19 protein-coding genes are annotated in these 22071 nt (G+C 37.5%); 12 read left to right on the top strand and 7 right to left on the bottom strand.

The features are described from left to right. Nucleotides 1-86: 86 nt before the first annotated feature. The 6 genes from hisC to recF form a co-directional block, all read right to left on the bottom strand. Complete coding sequence (hisC, locus tag OLM61_RS04160) at nucleotides 87-1190, bottom strand: histidinol-phosphate transaminase (protein WP_264525223.1); 1104 nt, start codon at nucleotides 1188-1190, stop codon at nucleotides 87-89. Nucleotides 1191-1306: 116 nt separating this feature from the next. Further along, a complete protein-coding gene (locus tag OLM61_RS04155; RefSeq protein ID WP_264525222.1) occupies nucleotides 1307-1729 on the bottom strand; it encodes a hypothetical protein in 423 nt (140 codons plus the stop codon). Nucleotides 1730-1732: 3 nt separating this feature from the next. Beyond that, nucleotides 1733-2794: a glycosyltransferase gene (locus tag OLM61_RS04150; protein ID WP_264525221.1), complete on the bottom strand. Its 1062-nt coding sequence runs from the start codon at nucleotides 2792-2794 to the stop codon at nucleotides 1733-1735. 194 nt (nucleotides 2795-2988) lie between these two features. Beyond that, entirely contained in the window at nucleotides 2989-3666 is a 678-nt protein-coding gene (locus OLM61_RS04145; protein WP_264525220.1) for a DUF2461 domain-containing protein, read from the bottom strand. A 10-nt stretch (nucleotides 3667-3676) separates the two neighbouring features. Continuing rightward, nucleotides 3677-4375 (bottom strand): thioredoxin domain-containing protein, encoded by a 699-nt coding sequence (locus tag OLM61_RS04140; RefSeq protein ID WP_264525219.1) that lies wholly within the window; start codon nucleotides 4373-4375, stop codon nucleotides 3677-3679. Nucleotides 4376-4490: 115 nt separating this feature from the next. After that, nucleotides 4491-5591, bottom strand: coding sequence for a DNA replication/repair protein RecF (recF, locus tag OLM61_RS04135; RefSeq protein WP_264525218.1), 1101 nt, complete (start codon nucleotides 5589-5591; stop codon nucleotides 4491-4493). A 379-nt stretch (nucleotides 5592-5970) separates the two neighbouring features. Here recF and OLM61_RS04130 point away from each other — a divergent pair, with 379 nt between their 5' ends. The 6 genes from OLM61_RS04130 (at nucleotide 5971) to OLM61_RS04105 (ending at nucleotide 12349) form a co-directional block, all read left to right on the top strand. Then, entirely contained in the window at nucleotides 5971-6750 is a 780-nt protein-coding gene (locus tag OLM61_RS04130; RefSeq protein WP_264525217.1) for a tetratricopeptide repeat protein, read from the top strand. A 77-nt stretch (nucleotides 6751-6827) separates the two neighbouring features. Beyond that, a complete protein-coding gene (gene ribH / locus OLM61_RS04125; protein WP_264525216.1) occupies nucleotides 6828-7400 on the top strand; it encodes a 6,7-dimethyl-8-ribityllumazine synthase in 573 nt (190 codons plus the stop codon). A 218-nt stretch (nucleotides 7401-7618) separates the two neighbouring features. Beyond that, nucleotides 7619-9565 carry a DNA mismatch repair endonuclease MutL gene (gene mutL, locus OLM61_RS04120; protein WP_264525215.1) on the top strand — a complete coding sequence of 649 codons (1947 nt, stop codon included), beginning with the start codon at nucleotides 7619-7621 and terminating at the stop codon, nucleotides 9563-9565. Then, nucleotides 9565-10377: a rhomboid family intramembrane serine protease gene (locus tag OLM61_RS04115; protein WP_264526359.1), complete on the top strand. Its 813-nt coding sequence runs from the start codon at nucleotides 9565-9567 to the stop codon at nucleotides 10375-10377. The genes mutL and OLM61_RS04115 overlap by 1 nt, the downstream gene beginning before the upstream one ends. 43 nt (nucleotides 10378-10420) lie before the next feature. After that, nucleotides 10421-11284, top strand: coding sequence for a rhomboid family intramembrane serine protease (locus tag OLM61_RS04110; protein ID WP_264525214.1), 864 nt, complete (start codon nucleotides 10421-10423; stop codon nucleotides 11282-11284). Between the two features lie 48 nt (nucleotides 11285-11332). Beyond that, entirely contained in the window at nucleotides 11333-12349 is a 1017-nt protein-coding gene (locus tag OLM61_RS04105; protein ID WP_264526358.1) for an endonuclease/exonuclease/phosphatase family protein, read from the top strand. A gap of 139 nt (nucleotides 12350-12488) precedes the next feature. Here the strand turns inward: OLM61_RS04105 and OLM61_RS04100 are convergent, their stop codons facing one another. Next, nucleotides 12489-13334, bottom strand: a complete 846-nt coding sequence (locus OLM61_RS04100; protein WP_264525213.1) for an AraC family transcriptional regulator — start codon at nucleotides 13332-13334, stop codon at nucleotides 12489-12491. A gap of 178 nt (nucleotides 13335-13512) precedes the next feature. Between OLM61_RS04100 and OLM61_RS04095 the strand changes: the two genes are divergently transcribed. The 6 genes from OLM61_RS04095 (at nucleotide 13513) to OLM61_RS04070 (ending at nucleotide 21878) form a co-directional block, all read left to right on the top strand. Further along, nucleotides 13513-14427, top strand: a complete 915-nt coding sequence (locus OLM61_RS04095) for a dihydrodipicolinate synthase family protein (protein WP_264525212.1) — start codon at nucleotides 13513-13515, stop codon at nucleotides 14425-14427. Nucleotides 14428-14508: 81 nt separating this feature from the next. Then, a complete protein-coding gene (locus OLM61_RS04090; RefSeq protein ID WP_264525211.1) occupies nucleotides 14509-16092 on the top strand; it encodes an aldehyde dehydrogenase (NADP(+)) in 1584 nt (527 codons plus the stop codon). 3 nt (nucleotides 16093-16095) lie between these two features. Beyond that, a complete protein-coding gene (locus OLM61_RS04085) occupies nucleotides 16096-17106 on the top strand; it encodes a 4-hydroxyproline epimerase (protein WP_264525210.1) in 1011 nt (336 codons plus the stop codon). 72 nt (nucleotides 17107-17178) lie between these two features. Continuing rightward, nucleotides 17179-18414: an NAD(P)/FAD-dependent oxidoreductase gene (locus OLM61_RS04080; RefSeq protein ID WP_264525209.1), complete on the top strand. Its 1236-nt coding sequence runs from the start codon at nucleotides 17179-17181 to the stop codon at nucleotides 18412-18414. A 3-nt stretch (nucleotides 18415-18417) separates the two neighbouring features. Next, nucleotides 18418-19713, top strand: coding sequence for an aminopeptidase P family protein (locus OLM61_RS04075; protein WP_264525208.1), 1296 nt, complete (start codon nucleotides 18418-18420; stop codon nucleotides 19711-19713). Between the two features lie 2 nt (nucleotides 19714-19715). Next, nucleotides 19716-21878, top strand: coding sequence for a S9 family peptidase (locus OLM61_RS04070; protein ID WP_264525207.1), 2163 nt, complete (start codon nucleotides 19716-19718; stop codon nucleotides 21876-21878). The last annotated feature ends 193 nt before the right edge of the window (nucleotides 21879-22071 follow it).

Genomic DNA, 22071 nt, shown 5'->3' with positions numbered 1-22071 from the left:
GGATTATAATTTATTTGCATTGGGTTTCTAAAAAATAACGACCAATAAAAGAAACAAAGCTTCGTTGTAAATGTTTTTTTGGCGTCTTATTTTAGAGCTTCAATAAACCGCTGCATTTCTTTCATTGTGCCTATTGTAATTCTCGTCCATTTGCCATTTTCTTCGTAAATTCTGGTTCCCACTATATTGTGGTCCTGCAATTGTTTAAAATAGTCTTTTTTGTAATTTTCTAAAGAGAAATAAATAAAATTGGAATAAGAGGGAATGCAGGTTAAATTGAGTTGTGTAAGTTGTGCTATGGTATATTTTTTGGCTTCCTGATTGGAGGTACGTACCTGACGAATAAAATCGGCATCATTTAAAGAAGCAATTGCGGCAGCTATCGAAACCACACTTACTGATAAATTGGGAGATGATTTTAAAATGCTAAGCTCATCAATGATCGTAGAATGTGCAACAGCGTAACCAATGCGGGCACCTGCCAGTCCGTACATTTTGGAGAAAGTTTTGGTAATAATCAGGTTTTTATTGGTAGCGACCAAATCACTTAACGATGGTTCGTCTGTAAAATCGATATAAGCTTCATCGACAAAAACGATTGTTTTTTGGGTGGCTTCTCTTATAAAAGCAATCAGTTCTTCTCTTTGGCACAGTGTTCCTGTCGGATTGTTTGGGTTGCAGATATACACCATTTTGGTATCGGCATCAATGGCATTTAACATGGCTGGTAAATCATGCTTTTTGTCTTTGGTTAGCGGAATAGTGATTTTTTTTATCCCTAGTTTTTCGGCAGGCGCTGTCCAGTAATCAAATGTGGTTTCGGCCAATATAAAGTTGCCTTTTTTTAGGGCAGCATATTGAAGAATTAAATCTAAAATCTCAGTGGAGCCTGCACCTAAAAGGATATTGTTGTCGGAAACCGTATTCTTTTTTGCCAGCAGGGTAATGAGTTCCGGTGAAAGATTCCAGCCGTATCGATTGCTGATGTTGACACTTTTTGCCATTGCTAATCGCGCTTTCGGAGACGGGCCGTATGGGTTTTCGTTAGAGCGGAGTAAGATGGGAGTGTGGTCTACTAAGTCTGGTAAAATATACTCATTGGTGCCATTGGCAAATGTTTTAAACTGGCCAAAGCCTAATCCTATTGTGCCTAAACCTATTTGTTTTAGCCAGATTCTTCTGTTACTCATTTCTCGATTAGATTAAATTAAACAATTCACTGAAATGTATGTCGTCGTCGAGAGAAGAAAGTTACGTTTTTTGTGCAGATTAGGTTGTTTTTAAATCATTCAGCTTATGGATTTTATTAAATAACCTTTATTAAGAGTTTTAAAAGAATCGGACCTGTACAGGAAAATGCCGCAATTGCGACTCCTATTATTCGATCTAAGATTTTAATTCCATTCTTTCCTTTTGGAGGTTTGTCCCAGCGAAGGGCAATAATTATGTTGCGATTATATAAAAGCCGGAATAAAGGATTAGAGATTTTAATAGCTAAAATGAATAATATTGGAAGAAAATAAAAGGCATCTAATTGAGATGAATTATATCTCACGAGTCCGATTATAGAAAATATAAGAGCAAATATTAAATGTTTTATTAATTTGTCAGCTTCAAAAAGTTGATTGTACCTGAAAGTTTTTGGATTAGAATTTTCACCTGTTAACATATAAAAGAATAGATATCCTAAGCTAAAAAATAAAGGAACAATCTGTAATACTTTTTCCATTCTTTATTTAAGATTTAAATCCAGCAACTCATGATATTTATCTGAAATAATCTTCATATTGAGGTTGTAATTTGCGTGTTCTTCCACAAATTTTCGGTTTTCCAGAATGGCATTATTTCGAGATTGCGAATTTTCAAAAGACCAGATTAATTCTTCGGCAAGCATTTCGATATTGTCAATTTCAATCAGTTGCCCGTTCTCGCGATGCCTGATCCAGCTTTGATTTCCTGGAATATCTGAAACTACAGGGTAGCAGTTGCAAGCCATTGCTTCAAATAAAGATGCCGATACGCCTTCGGTAATGGGCATGCTGATGTAGAGATTGGATTGCTGTAATAATCGTGGAAGTTCGGTATTCGGAATTCTTCCGGTGAAAATTACTTTGTTTTCAATTTGAAGTGCTGCTGCCAGCTCTTTTAAAGATTGCAGTCGGGTTCCGTCGCCAACAATGGTCAATGAAAAGTCGATTGCTTTTTGGTGTAAAATTCCGAAAGCTTTTAAAATAGAATCATGGCGGTATTCCGGCTGTAAAGAACGCGTAACAATAGCTTCGATTTTAGTGGAGTTATTGATAGAAGGGGAGAAAAGGGATAAATCAATTCCTTTTGGAAGTACTAAAACTTTGCTCATGTCTACGCCAATCGCTTTCATCGAAACAGTCATCACCGGACCCCAGGCGTGTATTAAATTGGCTTTTTTGAAAGCGTGTTTCTGAATGATTTTTTTAAAAGGAAGCAGGATCGAACCTTCGGGCCACAAATCGGTTCGGCCTTGTTGTGCAATTGCAATGGGATGCATTCCCGAAATTGCTGCCAGAAAACCGTAGCTGGTGGTTCGTTCGGCAATGATCATATCCGGTTTTTCCTGTCGGATTTTTTTTCGAATGGAAAGAGGAGAAAAAAGATATTCTAAAATACGTTTGAATCGGTTGAGCTTTGAATTGTTGGGGGTTTGAAGTTCCCAGGTGCAAATTTCAAAACCGCCAAATTCTTTCAAACCGTTCATCCACGTAATGGCGTCAGCACGATAAGATTCTCCAAGAAAAAGTATTTTCCTTTTTTTCATTCGGCAAACTTAATTTTTTTGCCACAGATTAAAAGATTTTTAAAGGATTTTTTACTGTATATCCATCTGTGAAATCTGTTGTCAAACTTTACCTCTTGTTTTTGGGGCGCAGTATATCTTTTTTGAAGTTTTTTTTCGCCACGAATTCACGAATTAATTTAAACAATTTGTGAATTCGTGGCGGTGTGTTTTCTCTAAAATTCCTCCGTGTCTAAAGCACGGTTGATGAATTCGTTTAAAGGTTTTAAAGCGATGAGTTTTTTACTCATTTTCGAAACGAAATCTTTTTGAGTCACCTCGTTGATATCGTATTTTTGAGTAGCCGTAAAACTTTTCAATTTTAAAAACTCAATCGCAGGATGGTCTTTTTCGTAGCCTCTCGGCGGATTTTTAAGCGAGTTGTTTTCGTTTACATCCAGGCTGCCAAATTCTTTTTTAAAGTTTTTGTCGTTAAGAATGGCTTCAAGATCATCATGGAAAAAAGCAATTTCTTTGCGAACTTTCTTTAGATCTTCGGCTTCAGGCGAATAATAACCTCCGGCAATAAAGCTGGCTCCTTGTTCGATATGTACATAATATCCGGCACGATTCAGTCCTTTGATTCCGGTCGACATCCAGATTCCTAAATGGGATTTATAGGGTGATTTGTCTTTGGAAAATCGAATGTCGCGATTGATTCTGAACGTGCAGTTTTTAACCTCCAGTAGTTCCAGCGAAGGATCCATAGGTTTCATCACATCCAGTAAATCACTAACCAGTTGATGGTAGTTTTTCTTGAAAATCTCGTATCGCTTTTTGTTGTCCAAAAACCAATCCCGATTGTTGTTTTTTCTTAAGTCTTCTAAAAATTGCAATGATTCTTTTGTTAGCATATCGATAGTGTTATTGCAGTTGTTTTTTTAAGTCTTCTTCTTTGATAAAACCAATATTTTTCCATTTTACGGCTTTGTTTTCGTATAAAACCATGGTAGGAAGCTGTTCAATTTTCATTTGAGCGGTCAAATTTTTGTTTTTGTCTACGTCAATGCGAACAATAATTACCTTGTCGGCCATTTCTTTTTGCATTTTCAAAAGATACGGTTCCATTTGTTTGCAGGGACCACACCATTCGGCATAAAAGTCAACCAGTACTTTTTTGTCGGTCTTTAACAGTTGGTCAAAATCACTCATCGTCATTCCAGGCTGTGCTGCTGAAGGTTTAGAAAAACCATCCGCATTCCATTTCATGATACCGCCTTCTAACTCATAAATGCTGGTAAAGCCCATCTCATTTAGTTTTGCGGCTGCTTTTTTACTTCTTCCGCCGCTTAAACAATAAACAAAAACAGGTTTCGATTTGTCGTAAGTTGCAACTTTGTCTGTAAAATTATCATCGTTCCAATTTACATTTACAGCACGATCAATATGATCCGATTCAAATTCTTCGGGAGTTCGGACGTCCAGTATTTGAGGGTTTTCGGTTGTTTTAATTTTTTCTGCAAAATCTTTCGGAGTTATCTCCTCCATAATACCTGATTTTCTTTCGTTGCAGGAAAGTAATACAACTGAAATGATAAGGAATAGAATTTTGGGGAATTTCATAAGACGTAGTTTTAAAATATAATTGCTAAAATAATCATTTTTAATGTGGCAATTAGATAATTAGCTAATGAGATAATTTAAAGTCATTATCTAATTTTCTCATTGCCAAATTATCTCATTCTCTCATTGTCAAATTATCTAATTTAAATATTTTGTAACTCTGGTGCGTTGATTTTACAATGGTTTCGGTGCGTTCCGAATGTGTGTCGGAGATAAAAAGCTGCCCAAAAGTGTCACTGTTTACCATTTCGATGATTTTGGCAACACGGGTTTCGTCTAATTTATCAAAAATGTCGTCAAATAACAACAGAGGTTTGACACCGCTTTGTTTTTTTAAAAATTCAAATTGAGCCAGTTTCAGCGCAATCAGAAAAGATTTTTGCTGCCCTTGTGATCCGAATTTTTTTATGGGATGTGAATCAATTTCAAACGACAAGTCGTCCTTGTGGATGCCTACACTGGTGTATTGCAGTGCCCTGTCTTTATTGATGTTCTCACGTAACAGGCTTAAAAGGTCTTTTTCGAACAAATGACTTTCGTAAACCAATTGTACCGTTTCTTCCGATCCGGTTATGGCCTGATGGTGTACATTAAATATAGGTATGAACTGCTCCAGGAAATCTTTTCGTTTTTCAAAAATCGATTGCCCAAAACCATTCAGTTGTTCGTTATAGATAGACAAAGTATCGTTGTCGAAGGTATGATTCAGCGCGAAATACTTTAGTAAGGCATTGCGCTGTACAATTACTTTTTGATATTGAATCAACTGATGCAGGTAGGTAGCGTCTAATTGCGAAATCACGCTGTCCATAAATTTACGGCGGGTTTCACTTCCTTCTACGATTAAATCGCGATCGGCCGGAGAAATAATGACAAGTGGAATGAAGCCAATATGATCCGAAAATTTATCGTAGGCTTTGCCGTTTCTTTTTAAAACTTTTTTCTGTCCTTTTTTTAAACTGCAGACAATTTGTTCGGTTCTGTCGTTTTTCTCTAGTTCGGCATCAATCACAAAAAACTCCTCTCCGTGTTTGATGTTCTGAACGGCCAGCGGATTGAAATAGCTTTTCCCGTAAGCAAGATGATAAATAGCATCGAGCACATTGGTTTTGCCAATTCCGTTTTTGCCGACAAAACAATTGATCTTGCGGTCAAAATCAAAACTGATTTCGGAGAAATTTTTGTAATTGAATAAAGAAATTTTGTTTAAATACATTTTTTAGGCACTCTAAGATAAAATTTGATGCTTTCTAAGCAACTCTTTGCGCTTTTTCTTCTGCCACAGCTTAAATTGCTTAAAAGGATTTCTCTACTGATACCCTTTAATCGGTGTAAATCGTTAAAATCAGTGGCAAAAAAATAGTTTTGGCTTAGAAAAGTGATGTTTAAAATCATCAAAAATTTGAGGGTGCAAATTATCGAAAATTATCGATATAAAAGGCTTTTGATGCGTTTGCGAGTGAATTATTTTCCGGTTGAAGAGGAAGGACTTGCTGTGAATGAAATTATTTTTTGTAAAATAGTGATAAAATTGATTTTTTTTACGTCGGTTTCAATAAAAATTTTATTTTTGCCGTTCACTAAATTAATTTTAAATGGCAACTTACAATAAAAGAGGATATAAAGCACCAAAAGAGAAAGAAGTTAAAGAAGTAAATGAGGAAACACAGGTAATTATTGATGAAAAAGACAGCACAACGGCTGGAGTTTTCTCTAAATTAGATGAAACTGCTTCAAAAACTGAGGATTGGGTAGCTAAAAATCAAAAAATCATTATTGGTTTAGTTGCTGGTATTGCAATTGCTACTATTGGCTATTTGGCTTACCAAAAATTTGTTGAAGCTCCTAAGCAGGATGAGGCTGCAAGCGAAATGTTTGTTGCTCAGCAAAACTTTGAAAAAGCAACTAACGGTGTAGCAAGCGATTCTTTATACAAACTGGCTTTAAATGGTTCTGAAGGTAAATTCGGATTCGTTAAAATTGCTGACGAGTACTCAGGAACTGATGCCGGAAATTTAGCGAACTATTATGCAGGTATTGCTTCTTTGAATATTGGTAAATATGATGATGCAATTAAGTATTTAGGAGAGTTTAAATCAAAAGAAGCTATTGTAGGTGCTTTGGCAATTGGTGCTATTGGAGATGCTTATTCTCAAAAGAACCAACAAAAAGAAGCTTTAGACTATTATGTAAAAGCAGCTGAATCGAATAAAAATGATTTCACTACACCTCGTTTCTTGTTAAAAGCAGGTAAAACAGCTTTGGCTTTAGGTCAAAAAGAAGATGCTTTGAAATATTTAACAGATATCAAAGACAACTACGATGCAACTCCGGAAGCTGCAGCTGTTGATGTATTGATTGGATTAGCACAATAATTTTAATTGCAGATTTCAGATTTTAGATTTTAGATTTGTATTTTAGCAATCTGAAATTTAATATCTAAAATATACAGATGGCTACTCAAAATAAAAATCTATCGGAATACGATAAAAACACAATCCCAAATGCGAAAGATTTTCGATTTGGGATTGTTGTTTCTGAATGGAATGAAACGGTTACAGAAGGACTTTACAACGGCGCTTTTGATGCCTTAACAGATTGTGATGTTCCGGCTCAGCAAATTATTCGTTGGAATGTTCCAGGGAGTTTCGAGCTGATTTATGGTGCAAAAAAAATGCTGCAAACGCAAAATGTAGATGCAGTAATTGTAATTGGATGTGTGATCCAGGGCGAAACAAAACACTTTGATTTTGTTTGCGAAGGAGTAACACAAGGAATAAAAGACCTGAATGTTCAGACTGATATTCCGGTTATTTTCTGTGTTTTAACAGACAATAACATGCAACAGTCAATTGACAGAAGTGGAGGAATTCACGGAAACAAAGGGACTGAGGCTGCCATTGCAGCAATCAAAATGGCATACATTCGCCAACAGGCTTCTTTGTCACATCCGTTCCATCAGCCTTTGTTGTCTTCAGGAGCAATTCAGATAGAAGAAACACCGATTAAAATTGAGAAAGAATAAAACACAATTGTTTTAAAGATACTAAAACCTATACTGTGTAAAAATAGTATAGGTTTTTTGTTTTTTTTATGATAGCTGTTATTCTAAAACCCAACAGAAATTCATTAAATTTGTACACCTTGGTTTAAAAAACCAGGACACAATTAATTATATTACCCCGAGATTTTACGGATTAATTTCAATAAAATCAACGGACAACCTTTAACCCAAATTTTTTAATGTCGAGTATCATTCAATTACTTCCTGATCACGTTGCGAATCAAATTGCTGCCGGAGAGGTGGTTCAAAGACCTGCTTCGGTTGTAAAAGAGCTGTTAGAAAATGCTGTTGATGCGAAAGCAACTGACATTAAATTGATTATTAAAGATGCCGGAAAATCGTTAGTTCAGGTTATTGATAACGGAGTTGGAATGACGGTGACCGATGCACGTTTGTGTTTTGCACGTCATGCTACTTCAAAAATTCGTCAGGCCGAAGATTTGTTTTCACTCGGAACCAAAGGTTTCCGTGGAGAAGCACTGGCTTCTATCGCTGCGATTGCGCACATGGAAATGAAAACCAAGCAGGAACAGGATGAGCTGGGAACGCATATTGTAATCGAAGGAAGTAAATTTGTGTCGCAGGAAGTGGCCGTTCTTCCAAAAGGAACATCGTTTGCGGTTAAAAATTTATTTTTTAATATTCCGGCCCGCCGTAATTTCTTAAAGTCGGATACCGTTGAATTTCGTCATGTGATGGATGAGTTTCAGCGTGTGGCTTTGGCACACCCCAATATTCATTTTAGTTTTTATCACAACGGAAGCGAAATGTATAATTTGCCTGCGGCAGGTTATCGTCAGCGTATTGTCGGAATCATGTCCGGTAAAACCAATGAAAAATTAGTTCCGGTTAGTGAAGATACAGAAATAATCAACGTTCAGGGATTTGTATGTAAACCTGAGTTTGCGAAGAAAAACAGAGGAGAACAATTCTTCTTTGTCAACGATCGTTTCATTAAAAGCGGTTATCTGCATCATGCTGTCATGGCGGCTTATGACGGACTTTTGAAAGACGGTTCGCAGCCCAGTTATTTTTTATACCTGCAAGTTCCGCCAAATACCATCGATATCAACATTCATCCAACTAAAACAGAAATTAAGTTTGATGATGAGCAGGCCTTATATGCTATTTTAAGAGCCTCGATAAAACACAGTTTAGGGCAGTTTAATGTGGCGCCGGTTTTAGATTTTGACCGCGATGCCAATTTAGATACCCCTTACCATTATAAAGATTTAGAAGCCGAAACACCAACGATTCAGGTAGATGGTACTTTTAATCCGTTTACAGACGACAAGACCAATCAGCATTATTCGAAATCAGCGTCAGGCTCTGGTTTTAGTGGTGGATCAGGATCAGGATCAGGATCGAGTTCCGGGTCTGGTTCGGGCTATAGTTCAGGAGGCGGTTCGTATTCGGGTTATTCGAAAAGAGTAGAACCTACAGCAAGCTGGGAAAGTTTGTATGTAGGCTTAGAAACGGAGAGTATCGAAAGTTCTCCATTTACATTCGAAAATGAAGAAGTAACCTCGTCGCTGTTTAACGACAACGAGATTGAACAGGCGAGTCAGGGAACGTATCAGATTCATAAAAAATATATTGTTTCGCCAATCAAATCCGGAATGGTGATTGTCGATCAGCAAAGAGCACATCAGCGTATTTTGTACGAGCAGTTTTTATTGAATATGACCGTAAATCAGGCTTCGAGTCAGCAATTATTGTTCCCGTTGGATTTATTTTATTCCGCGGCCGAAATGAAACTGATCGAAGAACTGAAACCTTCTTTGGAAACAACTGGTTTTGTTTTTGAAAATGCACAGACCGATCATATCGTGATTTCGGGTATTCCGGTAAATATTACCGAAAGTGAAGTTTCGCTTGTTATCGAACAATTACTAAGTGATTTGCAGGACGGAATTCCGGCCAACAGTTACAGTCAGAATGATACCATTGCGAAATCAATGGCAAAAAGTTTAGCGGTTAAAACCGGATCGTATTTAACCGAAAAAGAACAGGATAATCTGGTAAACGGATTATTTGCCTGTAAAGATCCAAACATATCACCTTTTCAAAAACCTACTTTCATCACCATGCGTGTGGAAGATATTGATAAAAAGTTTGCCTTATGATGAATAATATGACTCCTGTAGTAAAACAACTGCTTATAATTAATATCATATTTTTTATAGGTGCCCAGCTAGTGCCGGTTTCCGAACAGTTTTTTGCTCTTTTTTTTCCGGAAAGTGACTTTTTTAAGCTTTGGCAACCTATCACTCACATGTTTATGCATGGAGGTATTTTGCATATTGCTTTCAATATGTTTGCTATGGTTTCTTTTGGTTCGGCCCTGGAACATTTTTGGGGTGGTAAGAAATTTATCTTCTTTTATATTTCTTGTGGATTAGGTGCTGCTTTATTACAAATAGGAGTAAACTATTTACAATTTCAGTCGGCTTTAGAACCAGTAAGAAGTTTAGGTTTGTCGGATGCAACATTACATCAGATCTTAAATGTAAATTTTAGTGATGGAGTCAACTTTAGGGCAGATTTGTTTTTAGAACAAATTAAACCAATATTAGAGAAGGTTGGAAAGACCAATCTTGATGAAGCCGGATTTAAAGGATTATTTGAAGCCTCTGTAATTACTCAGGTGCCAATGGTAGGAGCTTCCGGTGCTATTTACGGACTTTTAGTTGCTTTTGCTTTTATGTTTCCAAATGCAGAGCTGGCTTTAATGTTTATACCGATTCCGATTAAAGCAAAATATTTTGTGCCTGGAATTTTGGCAATTGATTTATTTTTAGGTTTTAAAGGAGATTCTATCTTTGGAGGAGGAGGCACAGGAATTGCTCATTTTGCCCATATTGGTGGAGCAGTGATTGGGTATTTTATGATGTGGTACTGGAAAAAGAATCAGTTTAATAACAACCGTTGGAATTAATTTTTAACTTTAATATTGCAAATAAAAACTAAAGAAAGCTTTTATGAATATTCTGGACGATTTAAAACTACAATACAGATTAGGCGGAATAGCCCTGCGTGTTATTTATTGGAACATTGGCTGTTTCCTGATTTCGTTAGTGTTTTTTTATAATTTTTCTAATGCTCAGTTTGCATTTCCAAACTGGTTGGCACTGTCGTCAGACCCTGCGGTTTTTATGTTCAAACCCTGGACGTTTCTAACGTATGCTTTCTTTCATTATGGTTTTCTGCATCTGTTGTTTAATATGATGGTTTTAAATTTTGCAAGTAATTTATTCCTGACTTTCTTTACGCAGAAGCAATATCTCGGACTGTATATTTTAGGAGCTATTTTCTCCGGAATTGTTTTTGCATTGAGTTTTTATTTCTTAAATATTTCGGCACCTATTGTAGGAGCATCGGCAGCCATCATGGCTATTTTGGTGGGAGTTACAACCTATCAGCCTCTCATGAATGTACGTTTGCTGCTTATCGGAAATGTTAAGCTTTGGCACATTACCGCTGTCATTTTGGTTTTAGATTTAATGCAGTTTCGTTTAGACAATACCGGCGGACATATCTCGCACCTGGCAGGAGCATTCTTCGGATTTCTTTTTATGAAGCTGTTGCAAAACGGTACCGATCTGAGTAAAATTGTTTCGAGAACCTTAGATTTCTTTGCCAATCTTTTTAGAAAATCCCCATCGACCCCTTTCACCAAAGTACATAAAAATTACAAAAAACCTACTGAAAAAGTGACGTCAAGAATTGTTACGAAAGACAAAACGCAACAACAGATTGATGAAATTTTAGACAAAATCAGCCAGTCTGGTTATGATTGTCTGACCAAAGAAGAAAAAGAGTTTTTATTTAAAGCTGGAAAATAATCGTTTTAGGGCCACAATATGAAAAACCTTTCATGGTTTAATAAAATAATGTTCTTTTTGAATATAGTGCTAACTGTACTGACGTTTAGTATTTATATTTTACCCTTTCTGGCACCAAAGAGTTTTCCGCTACTGTCGGTTCTAACGCTCTTTATGCCGGCTTTTTTCGTTCTGAACGGATTGTTCTTCGTTTACTGGGGAATTCAGTTTAAAAAACGACTTATCTTGTCTGGTTTGGTACTGCTAACCGGAATTACTTTTATCAGTAAATTTTATAAATTCTCGGCAAAAGAATACGTCCGCGATGAAAAAGACTTCTCGGTGATGAGTTATAATGTACGCCTTTTTAACGTATTTAAATGGCTCGATCGCGATGATATTCCTTCCAATATTAAAGCTTTTATTGACGAAAAAGATCCCGACATTCTCTGCATTCAGGAATATTCCAACTCAGCCCATCTGGATCTGAAAGTCTACCCGCACCGCTATATTTTTATTGACGGAAATAAAATTAAAACGGGTCAGGCCATTTTTTCAAAATTCCCTATCATATTTGAAGGAAACATTGTTTTCCCAAACTCAGACAATAACGTCATTTATGCGGATATCAAAAGAGGAAAAGATGTTATTCGTGTGTACAACATGCACCTGCAATCCATAAAAATTTCGCCGGATGTGAGTGATATTTCTAATAATATTGATCATGTCAATCAGGAGAAATCACAGTTAATTTATACCCGAATCAGTAAAGGATTCAGACAGCAGCAGGAGCAGGCTGAGATTTTTAAAGAAAATATCAAACAGTGCAAGAACCCGATTATTATTTGTGGAGACATGAACAATAGTCCGTTTTCGTATGTGTACCGAAATATCAAAGGAAAGCTGAAAGATGCTTTTGAAGAAGCAGGAGAAGGGTTTGGAGCAACCTATAAGTTCCGTTATTACCCGGCACGAATTGACTATATTTTTACAGACAGTAAAATGAAAGTGAAACAATTTGAAAGTTTTCCTGACTTCGAAAACTCAGATCATTATCCTATTATGACTAGGTTATCAATTGAATAGTTTTTTTAACCGCAAGGCGCGCTAAGGTTTACGCAAAGTTCGCAAAGCTTTATCTATAGCTTTGCGAACTTTGTGTTTATATAGAATCTAACAAGAAAAAAATCCTTGCGTCCCTTGCGGTTAAGCCAAAGTAAACGGCCTACAGATTCAGTTTCCGATATTGCAACGGAGAAGTCTGCTTTAGTTCCTTAAACTTTCGGTTGAAATTGGAAATGTTATTAAAGCCGCATAATTCGGCAATTTCGAGAACCGAAAGCTCACTGTTGTTGGCCAACAGCTTCGAGGCATGTTCAATTCTCACTTCGATTAAAAACTGAAAAAACGACTTGTTGGTCCGGACTTTAAAATACCGGCAGAAGGCATTTTTAGTCATATTGGCAATCGAAGCAATTTCATCCAGGTTAATGTTTTTCTGATAATTGGTCATGACGTGTTCGAATACAGTCTGCATTCGTTTGCCTTCATTATCCGTAATCTTTTTGTCGTACAGGTGATTCGAGAGCTGCTCTCTGTCGCTGTTGGAAAGCCATTTGATGATCTCTAAGAACAGTATAAATCGTTCGTAATTATCGGCTTTTTTTAGCTTTTTAAACGACTTGGTAATCTTTTTGGGCGCATTGTGAATGATGAACCCGTTTTTACTACTTTCCAAAAAAGGATGGATGTTTTTGAAAGTGGTAAGCGTGAAGAATTCTTTTCCGAAAGAGTTTGTCGTAAAAAACAAGGTGCGCATGATGGAAGATTCGTTTTCGTATACTTCACTTCTGAAAACGTGTGGTAAATTGCTGCCAATCATTAAAATGTCTCCCTCGCGATAGTGCGAAATGGTGTCGCCGGCAAAAATGGCGCCCTGCCCTTTTTCGATAAAACTAATTTGAATTTCTTCGTGTTGATGGAGTTTGTCGTAAAAAACGATCTCTCTATCCTCTTGATATATAAGAGGATCCTCTCCAGATTTGGGGATTTTAAATGGAAAAACTTTCATGGTTGGTCAAGGTTAGTTACTTCAAATATATTTTATTTTGTCAAAAAAATAGCAATATATTAGTTGGTTTTTTGTGTAATCGTCTTATATAGGGTAATATAGTATTGTTTTGAGGTAATTTTTAATCCTCCTGCTTTGTTCAATATAAATAATTTTGGTTTTAATTAAAATCGATATTATGAGTATTCAATGGAAAGGCGTAATGCCGGCAGTAACAACAAAATTTACTGCAGATGATAAACTAGACTTCAGAATGTTTGAAGTTAATTTACAAGCACAATTAGAAGCAGGTGTTGAAGGAATAATTCTTGGCGGAACATTAGGAGAAGCCAGCACTCTTTTAGAAGAAGAGAGAAGTGAATTGGTAAAAGGTACCGTTAGCATGGTAAACAACCAGGTGCCGGTAATTATGAATATTGCAGAACAAACTACACGTGCTGCAATTTTAGCAGCCAATAAAGCAGAAAAAGATGGAGCAAAAGGATTGATGATGCTGCCTCCAATGCGTTACAAAGCTTCTGATTTTGAAACGGTAACGTATTTTTCTGAAGTGGCAAAAAATACTTCACTTCCAATAATGATATATAACAATCCGGTAGATTATAAAATTGAAGTTACATTGGATATGTTTGAAGAATTGTTAAAATTTGATAACATTCAGGCAGTAAAAGAATCAACAAGAGATATTTCGAATGTAACCAGAATGATTAACCGTTTTGGCGATCGATTAAAGATTTTATCAGGTGTAGATACGCTGGCTTTAGAAAGTTTACTAATGGGGTCTGACGGATGGGTTTCAGGCTTGGTATGTGCTTTCCCAAAAGAAACTGTTGCGATATACAAATTGGCTAAAGCAGGCCGAATTGACGAAGCCTTAAAAATATACAGATGGTTTCTTCCTTTATTAGAGTTAGATATCAATTCATTTTTAGTGCAAAATATTAAGCTTGCAGAAGTAGCAACAGGTATTGGAACAGAATATGTTCGTGCACCGAGATTACCGCTTCAGGGAGCGGATAGAGAAGAAGTTTTGGGAATTATTGCCAGATCTTTAGAATCAAGACCTACTTTGCCTGATTATAAAAACTTGTAAACGTACGCTGAAAACAATTGGTTTTACAAATTTCTTCTTTTAAGAATTGTAAAGTATTTATTCAAACAACAAAAAAGAAATATGATTACAGGAAAAAATTACGTGGGAAGTACACTTAAGGCCGCTGGTGATAAGACATTCAAAACGTTTAATCCGCAGCTTAATGTCGAAAATCCCTGGGTTTTTACAGAAGCAACTCCTGAAGAAATTGAAGAAACAGTTGCTTTGGCGCATCAGGCGTTTGGTACCTATAAAAAAAGTTCAGGTCTTGAAAGAGCAGGTTTTTTAAATGCTATTGCAGATGAAATCGTAGCTTTAGGAAATGATTTGTTAGTTCAGTATTGCAGTGAATCCGGCTTTCCAATGGGCAGAGCAGAGGGAGAACGCGGAAGAATGGTTGGTCAGCTACGCGCGTTTGCCCAAATGCTCATTGAAGGGAGCTGGGTTCAGGCTGCAATTGATACGGCAATAACGGACAGAGTTCCTGCGCCAAAAGAAGATTTGCGTAAAATTTTGGTACCCTTAGGCCCAGTTGTGGTTTTTGGATCCAGTAATTTTCCGTTTGCATTTTCAACAGCTGGCGGCGATACGGCTTCGGCTTTAGCAGCAGGTTGTCCTGTGATTGTAAAAAGTCACTCCATGCATATAGGAACCGGTGAAATGGTTGCCTCAGCGATTATCAAAGCAGCGCAAAAAACAAATATGCCCGAAGGAGTTTTCTCCAATCTTATTGGTGGAGGAACAACACTTGGAACTGCATTGGTGAAACATCCATTGGTGAAAGCGGTTGGTTTTACAGGAAGTATTCGTGCCGGAAGAGCTTTGTTTGATCTTGCAGCACAGCGACCAGAACCTATTCCGGTTTTTGCCGAAATGGGAAGTGTGAACCCGGTAGTACTTTTGCCAAAAGCAGTAGCGGTAAACAGTCAAAAATGGGCTACTGCCTATGCGGGATCCATTACGCTTGGAGCAGGTCAGTTTTGTACCAATCCGGGATTGTTGTTTGGAATTAAGGGAGCCGAATTAAATAAATTTTCGGAAGAATTAACTCAGGCCATTGAAAAAATAGAACCATTTTGTATGTTGCATCCTTCAATGAAAGAAGGTTTTGAAGAAGGATCGGCAGCGCTGATAGCTCAAAATGGAGTTACCAAAATTGCAGAATACAAAGGTGAAGCAGCACCAAATTACGGGGTACAAAAAGTGCTTACGGTAGACGGAAAAACGTTCTTAGAAAATAAAACCTTAAGCCATGAGGTTTTCGGACCTGTTTCGGTACTGGTACAATGCGACGATGAGCAACAGCTGTTAAAAATCGTCAATCAGTTAGACGGACAATTAACAGGAACAATTATTGGAGAATCTGAAGAATTAAAAGATCAGGAAGAACTCATTGCAGCGATGCAGAACAAAGTAGGAAGATTGATTTTTAACGGAGTTCCTACAGGAGTTGAGGTTTGTCCTTCAATGATTCACGGAGGTCCTTATCCGGCCTCTTCTGATTCGAGATTTACTGCGGTTGGAATTCATGCAGTCTATCGCTGGGTACGACCATTTAGCTATCAGAATTGGCCAGATGAATTGTTGCCTGCAGAATTGCAAAATGAAAATCCATTACAGATTTTAAGAACCTTAAATAATATTCAAACAAAATCCCAGATATAATAAATGGTAAAGAAAACTTTTTTTTGTGTAGATGCGCACACTTGCGGGAATCCTGTAAGAGTAGTGGCAGGAGGAGGGCCAAACTTGACAGGCGCTAATATGAGTGAAAAACGCCAGCATTTTTTAAAAGAATTTGACTGGATCCGCAAAGGGTTAATGTTTGAGCCTCGCGGACATGATATGATGAGCGGAAGTATTTTATATCCGCCAAGTGATCCTGCCAACGATTTTGGGATTTTATTTATCGAAACCTCAGGTTGTCTGCCGATGTGTGGTCACGGAACAATTGGTACCATTACCATTGCCATCGAAGAAGGTTTGATTACCCCAAAAATACCAGGGAAAATAAAAATGGAAGCACCTGCGGGTCTCGTGAATATCGAGTACCAGCAAACCGGAAATAAAGTCGACTGGGTACGTCTGACTAATGTAAAATCTTATTTAGCAGCAGAGGGATTAACAATTGATTGTCCTGAACTGGGCGAAATTACTTTTGATGTCGCTTATGGCGGGAACTATTATGCAATTGTAGACCCACAGCAAAACTTTTCAGGAATTCAGGATTTTTCGGCAGGTAAAATTGTCCAGCTGAGTCAGGAACTCCGCAAAAGAATCAATGCCAAATATCCGGACTATTTTATTCATCCGGAAAACGATACCATTCGTGATGTGAGTCATATGTTGTGGACAGGGGAACCTTTAGATCCAACCTCTTCCGGCCGAAATGCAGTTTTCTACGGAGACAAAGCGATCGATCGTTCGCCCTGCGGTACCGGAACATCGGCACGAATTGCACAGCTGCACGCTAAAGGGAAACTTAAAGCCGGAGAAGAATTTATTCACGAAAGTTACATTGGCAGTAAGTTTATTGGAAAAGTTGTAGAAGAAACTTCCATTGGAGACATTCCGGCAATCGTACCAAGTATTCAGGGCTGGGCAAAAGTATACGGTTACAATACCATCATCATTGATGAAGAAAATGACCCGTATGCTTATGGTTTTCAGGTGATTTAAAAAATATTAAAAATTTAGATTCATTGAAGGAGGATAAAATTCTTCTTCAATGAATTTTTCAATTTCGAACAAATGAAAAGAGTAAGTATAATTGGAGGAGGTATAATAGGTTTGTGTTCAGCTTATTATCTGGCTAAAGAAGGGTATGAGGTAACTATTTTTGATCAGTCTCCTATGGATGACGGCTGTTCTTATGGAAATGCGGGAATGATAGTTCCGTCGCATATAATTCCGCTGGCGCAACCCGGAATGATTGCTCAGGGAATGAAATGGATGTTTGACAGTCAGAGTCCGTTTTATGTAAAACCGAGATTAGATGCAAATCTGATCAAATGGGGACTTCAGTTTTACAAACACGCGAATGAAAAACATGTAGAAAAAGCAATGCCGGCACTTCGCGATTTATCGTTGCTGAGTAAGGAATTGTATCAGGATTTTGCCCGAGAAAACAACTCTTTTTTCTATGAAGAAAAGGGCCTTTTAATGTTGTACAAAACCGATAAAGTAGCTCATGAAATGTTTCATGAAGCAAGAGAGGCAGAAAAATTAGGTTTGCAGGTTGACTATCTTTCTGCTGCAGCCATTGCAAAATTGGAGAATGGTACCAAAACCGATGTTTTGGGCGGGATACACTACAAAGGCGATGCGCATTTGTATCCGCAAAAATTCATGCAATTTATCAAAGAAGAATTAAAACGATTAAAAGTAGAAATCCATTCCGGTACCACAGTGCAGGATTTTGTTTTCGATCATCATAAAATCACAAAAGTCGTAACAGACAAAGGCACATTTGCTACTGATGAAGTAGTATTGGCAGCAGGTTCCTGGAGTCCTTCGTTGGCTAAAAAGCTGGGCGTTTCGGTTTCTATTTTACCGGGAAAAGGATACAGTTTTACGCTGAAGGACAAAAATCACAAACCTTCGATTCCGTCTATTTTGTGTGAAGGTAAAGTTGCGGTGACCCCTATGAATAATGATATTCGTTTTGGAGGAACTATGGAAATTACCCATACCGGAGACACCAAAATTAATAAAAACAGACTACAGGGAATCATCAACAGCATTAATGAGTTTTATCCGGAGATGCAGGTTGAAATGCCTGAAAACAAGGATACCTGGTTTGGTTTCAGACCTTGTACACCTTCGGGAATGCCGATTATTGCCCGTGCAAAAAAAGTTGTAAATTTGACTTTCGCCACCGGACATGCCATGATGGGGTTAAGCCTTGCACCGGCAACAGGAAAAATAATTACAGAGATTATTTCAGGCAAAACACCTTCTGTTGATACTAAAATGTTTCAATTATAAACTATGAGATACGATTCAATTCCGGCTTCTTTATTTGAAAATAACCGAAAGAGGTTTGTCGAAAAAATGCAAAAAAACAGTTTGGCCATACTGACTTCAAATGATGTGATGCCAAATAATGCTGATGATGTAATGGGCTTTGCACAAAATAATGATTTGTTTTATCTGTCCGGAATTGAGCAGGACGAAACTATTTTAGTCCTTTATCCCGATGCTTTTAAAGAAGAAAACAGAGCCATTTTATTTGTAAAAGAAGTGAGCGAACATACTTTAATCTGGGACGGAGATTTTTTGACCAAAGAAAAAGTGACCGCCATTTCAGGAATCAAGAATGTAAAGTGGGTGCATGAATTTGAAAAAGCCCTACAGTTATTTGCTTTTGAAGCAGATGCGATTTACTTAGGCCACAACGAGCACATTAAAAGAATAACCTCAGAAATGAATACACGTCAGGATCGAATGATTCAGTGGTGCAGACAAAAATACCCGCTGCATCAATACGAACGTGTTGCCAAAATAACAAGAGAACTTCGACCGGTAAAATCAGCCGAGGAGATTGCTTTAATCCAAAAAGCAGTTGCCATAAGTGTCGACGGATTTAAAGCACTGTTGAAAGCGGTACGACCTGATGTAAAAGAATATGAATTGGAGGCAGAGCTGGCGTATCACTATATTAAAAATGGAGGAAACCGCCATGCGTTCAAGCCCATTGTTGCTTCAGGTAAAAATGCCTGTGCCTTACATTACAACACCAATGATTCGGTTTGTAGAGATGGCGAGCTGCTTTTGGTAGACTTTGGTGTTTGCTATGGAAATTACAATTCAGATACCACGCGCTGTCTTCCGGTAAATGGAAAATTTTCGCCTCGTCAGAAAGAAATTTACCAATCGGTTTTGCATTGCCTAAAAGAGGGATCAAAGCTTTTGAAACCGGGCGTTTTATCAAAAGACTACGAAGTGCAGATGGCAAGCCTTGTGGAAGCCGAATTGGTGAAACTGGGATTGATTACGTTAGAAGAAATCACGGCTCAGGATCCCGAGAATCCTGTTTACAAAAAGTACTTCATGCACGGAACGGCTCATTTCCTCGGACTGGATGTTCATGATGTCGGATTGTATTCCAAACCTTTCGAAAAAGGAATGGTGCTTACCTGTGAGCCGGGAATTTACATTCGCGAAGAAGGAATTGGCTGCCGACTGGAAAATGATTATTTGTTGACAGACGACGGAAACATCAATTTATCAGAAGAAATGCCCATTGAAATTGAAGAAATAGAACAGCTATTAAATACCAAATAACCATGATCAAAAAACACTTTTTACTGCTTCTTTTTGTCTGCTCAAGTATATTGGCGCAAAAAGATATTGATATTAATGAATTAAAATGGCTGCCGAATTCGCATTCTTTTTGGGTGAATTCAGGAGAGAATATTTTGGTTTATGATGTCGATCAGTTGAATAAAAGTACCACTGTTTTAACCCAACAGCAATTAACAAGCGCAGGATTTAAAGGAGAGGTCGAAGAATTGGTCTGGAATCAGAACAAAACCAAAGTTTTGGTATACACCAATTCAAAAAAAGTATGGAGAGCCAAGACCAGAGGCGACTATTGGTTTTTTGACTTAACCACCGGAAAAGGAAGAAAACTTGGGGCTAGTTTAGAAGAATCTTCCCTAATGTTTGCTAAGTTTTCTAACGATAACGAAAATGTAGCTTACGTTTCAAAGCACAACATTTACCTTGAAAATCTGGCTTCAGGCAAAATAACGCCTTTAACCACCGACGGAACAGACAAGGTAATCAACGGAACTTTTGACTGGGTTTATGAAGAAGAACTTGCAGCGCGTGACGGATTTCGCTGGAGTCCCGATGGTAAAAGCATTGCTTTTTGGCGTGTAGATGCTTCAGAAACAAAGTTTCATTTAATGATAAACAATACCGCTGCTTTGTATCCGTTTGTAGTTCCGGTAGAATACCCTAAGGCCGGAGAAAAACCTTCTTCTGTAAAAATTGGGATTGTTGACATCGCTACTGTAAAAACCAACTGGCTGGATATTCCGGGAGAACCGGATAATAACTATTTGGTTCGTATGGAATGGGTGGCTAAAGAGGAGGTAATGGTCATACAACTGAATAGAAATCAAAATCAGGTTTCGTTTTACAATTGCAATGCACTATCCGGTAAAGCCACTTTAATCTATCAGGAAAAATCGGCAGAATGGATTGATGTTTTTGATATTTCTTCGGGCGTGTATGATGGTTTTCCTTGTCAGTTTGTTGATAACGGTAAATCTTTTTTATGGAGTTCGGATGCCGATGGGTGGATGCATGTTTATAAAATCAGCCGTGACGGAAAAAAGAAAGAACTGATTACCACCGGAAATTTTGATGCTTACTTTAAAGCGTATAACGACAAGACCAAATCAATTTATTATATCGCAAGTCCTAAAGATGCAACCCAGCGTTATTTGTATGAAACGAATCTGAATTCACACAAAACAAAAAGAATAACTCCGGAAGTATTTGAAGGGACCAATGAGTATGAGTTTTCTACTGATGGCTCGTATGCAAAACATATCAATTCTAATATCAACCGCGACTTTAATATACGGTTGGTTTCACTGTCAGACCATAAAAAAATACTGCCAAAAGAAGCGGATGTTTTTACAAAACCGGAACGTGAGTTTTCTTTGGAAAAATTCAAAGTAACCACAGTTGACGGAGTGGAAGTCGACGGAATTATGGCAAAACCTCTTGATTTTGATCCGACAAAAAAATACCCGTTATTCTTTTATGTGTACGGAGAGCCAATGGCTTCGGTAGCAAACGATATGCCTTACTTTAACGGATTTATAGACCTGTTGATTCCAAAAGGATACATAGGAATTGCCATGGACAACAGGGGAACTCCGGTTATGAAAGGAACGAAATGGAGAAAGTCGATTTACAAAAACATCGGAATCGTCAATACCCGCGATCAGGCAATGGCCGCAAAGGAAGTTTTGAAGTGGAATTTTATTGATAAAGACAGAGTTGCCGTACACGGATGGAGCGGAGGCGGAGCAGTAACTTTAAATTTAATGTTTCAGTATCCCGAAATATACAAAACTGGTGTTGCGATTGCTGCGGTTACCGATCAGCATTTTTACGATAACATTTATACCGAACGTTATATGGGCTTGCCGGATGAAAATGCAGCAGCTTACCTGCAGGCTTCCCCGGTAACCCACGCTAAGAATTTAAAAGGAAATCTGCTTTACATTCACGGAACTGGCGACGATAATGTACATTACAAAAATGCAGAAGTTTTGATTGATGAACTCATCAAATACGACAAAGTTTTTAACTTAATGATTTACCCAAATCGTACGCATAGTATTCATGAAGGCGAAGGAACTCAAAAACATTTGATAGATACTTTTATAAAATTTGTAGAAGAAAAATGTCCTCCGGGAGCAAAATAGTATCGTTTTAGAAGCCTAAAAAAGGGAGAATTTCTGTAAAAGAGATTTCTCCCTTTTTTTGTGGGCTAAAATCAGTCAAAAAAACATGAAAAGTGAGAAAAAAGATACGTATTTCGTGCAAAATTACTAGGGTAAGATAATACATGTAAAAATATTAAATATGTAATAAAAGGGTAATATAATAGGTTTTTGC

It is taken from the genome of Flavobacterium sp. N502536, assembly GCF_025947345.1.
GTDB lineage: Bacteria > Bacteroidota > Bacteroidia > Flavobacteriales > Flavobacteriaceae > Flavobacterium.
The sequence above is the reverse complement of the archived record's forward strand: the minus strand, read 5'-3'. Positions and strand labels throughout refer to the sequence as shown.

What these genes read in the sequence shown, in the direction of transcription:
- hisC (WP_264525223.1), bottom strand. Translation starts at nt 1,190, where the DNA reads ATGAGTAACAGAAGAATCTGGCTAAAACAAATAGGTTTAGGCACAATA.
- OLM61_RS04155 (WP_264525222.1), bottom strand. Translation starts at nt 1,729, where the DNA reads ATGGAAAAAGTATTACAGATTGTTCCTTTATTTTTTAGCTTAGGATAT.
- OLM61_RS04150 (WP_264525221.1), bottom strand. Translation starts at nt 2,794, where the DNA reads ATGAAAAAAAGGAAAATACTTTTTCTTGGAGAATCTTATCGTGCTGAC.
- OLM61_RS04145 (WP_264525220.1), bottom strand. Translation starts at nt 3,666, where the DNA reads ATGCTAACAAAAGAATCATTGCAATTTTTAGAAGACTTAAGAAAAAAC.
- OLM61_RS04140 (WP_264525219.1), bottom strand. Translation starts at nt 4,375, where the DNA reads ATGAAATTCCCCAAAATTCTATTCCTTATCATTTCAGTTGTATTACTT.
- recF (WP_264525218.1), bottom strand. Translation starts at nt 5,591, where the DNA reads ATGTATTTAAACAAAATTTCTTTATTCAATTACAAAAATTTCTCCGAA.
- OLM61_RS04130 (WP_264525217.1), top strand. Translation starts at nt 5,971, where the DNA reads ATGGCAACTTACAATAAAAGAGGATATAAAGCACCAAAAGAGAAAGAA.
- ribH (WP_264525216.1), top strand. Translation starts at nt 6,828, where the DNA reads ATGGCTACTCAAAATAAAAATCTATCGGAATACGATAAAAACACAATC.
- mutL (WP_264525215.1), top strand. Translation starts at nt 7,619, where the DNA reads ATGTCGAGTATCATTCAATTACTTCCTGATCACGTTGCGAATCAAATT.
- OLM61_RS04115 (WP_264526359.1), top strand. Translation starts at nt 9,565, where the DNA reads ATGAATAATATGACTCCTGTAGTAAAACAACTGCTTATAATTAATATC.
- OLM61_RS04110 (WP_264525214.1), top strand. Translation starts at nt 10,421, where the DNA reads ATGAATATTCTGGACGATTTAAAACTACAATACAGATTAGGCGGAATA.
- OLM61_RS04105 (WP_264526358.1), top strand. Translation starts at nt 11,333, where the DNA reads ATGTTCTTTTTGAATATAGTGCTAACTGTACTGACGTTTAGTATTTAT.
- OLM61_RS04100 (WP_264525213.1), bottom strand. Translation starts at nt 13,334, where the DNA reads ATGAAAGTTTTTCCATTTAAAATCCCCAAATCTGGAGAGGATCCTCTT.
- OLM61_RS04095 (WP_264525212.1), top strand. Translation starts at nt 13,513, where the DNA reads ATGAGTATTCAATGGAAAGGCGTAATGCCGGCAGTAACAACAAAATTT.
- OLM61_RS04090 (WP_264525211.1), top strand. Translation starts at nt 14,509, where the DNA reads ATGATTACAGGAAAAAATTACGTGGGAAGTACACTTAAGGCCGCTGGT.
- OLM61_RS04085 (WP_264525210.1), top strand. Translation starts at nt 16,096, where the DNA reads ATGGTAAAGAAAACTTTTTTTTGTGTAGATGCGCACACTTGCGGGAAT.
- OLM61_RS04080 (WP_264525209.1), top strand. Translation starts at nt 17,179, where the DNA reads ATGAAAAGAGTAAGTATAATTGGAGGAGGTATAATAGGTTTGTGTTCA.
- OLM61_RS04075 (WP_264525208.1), top strand. Translation starts at nt 18,418, where the DNA reads ATGAGATACGATTCAATTCCGGCTTCTTTATTTGAAAATAACCGAAAG.
- OLM61_RS04070 (WP_264525207.1), top strand. Translation starts at nt 19,716, where the DNA reads ATGATCAAAAAACACTTTTTACTGCTTCTTTTTGTCTGCTCAAGTATA.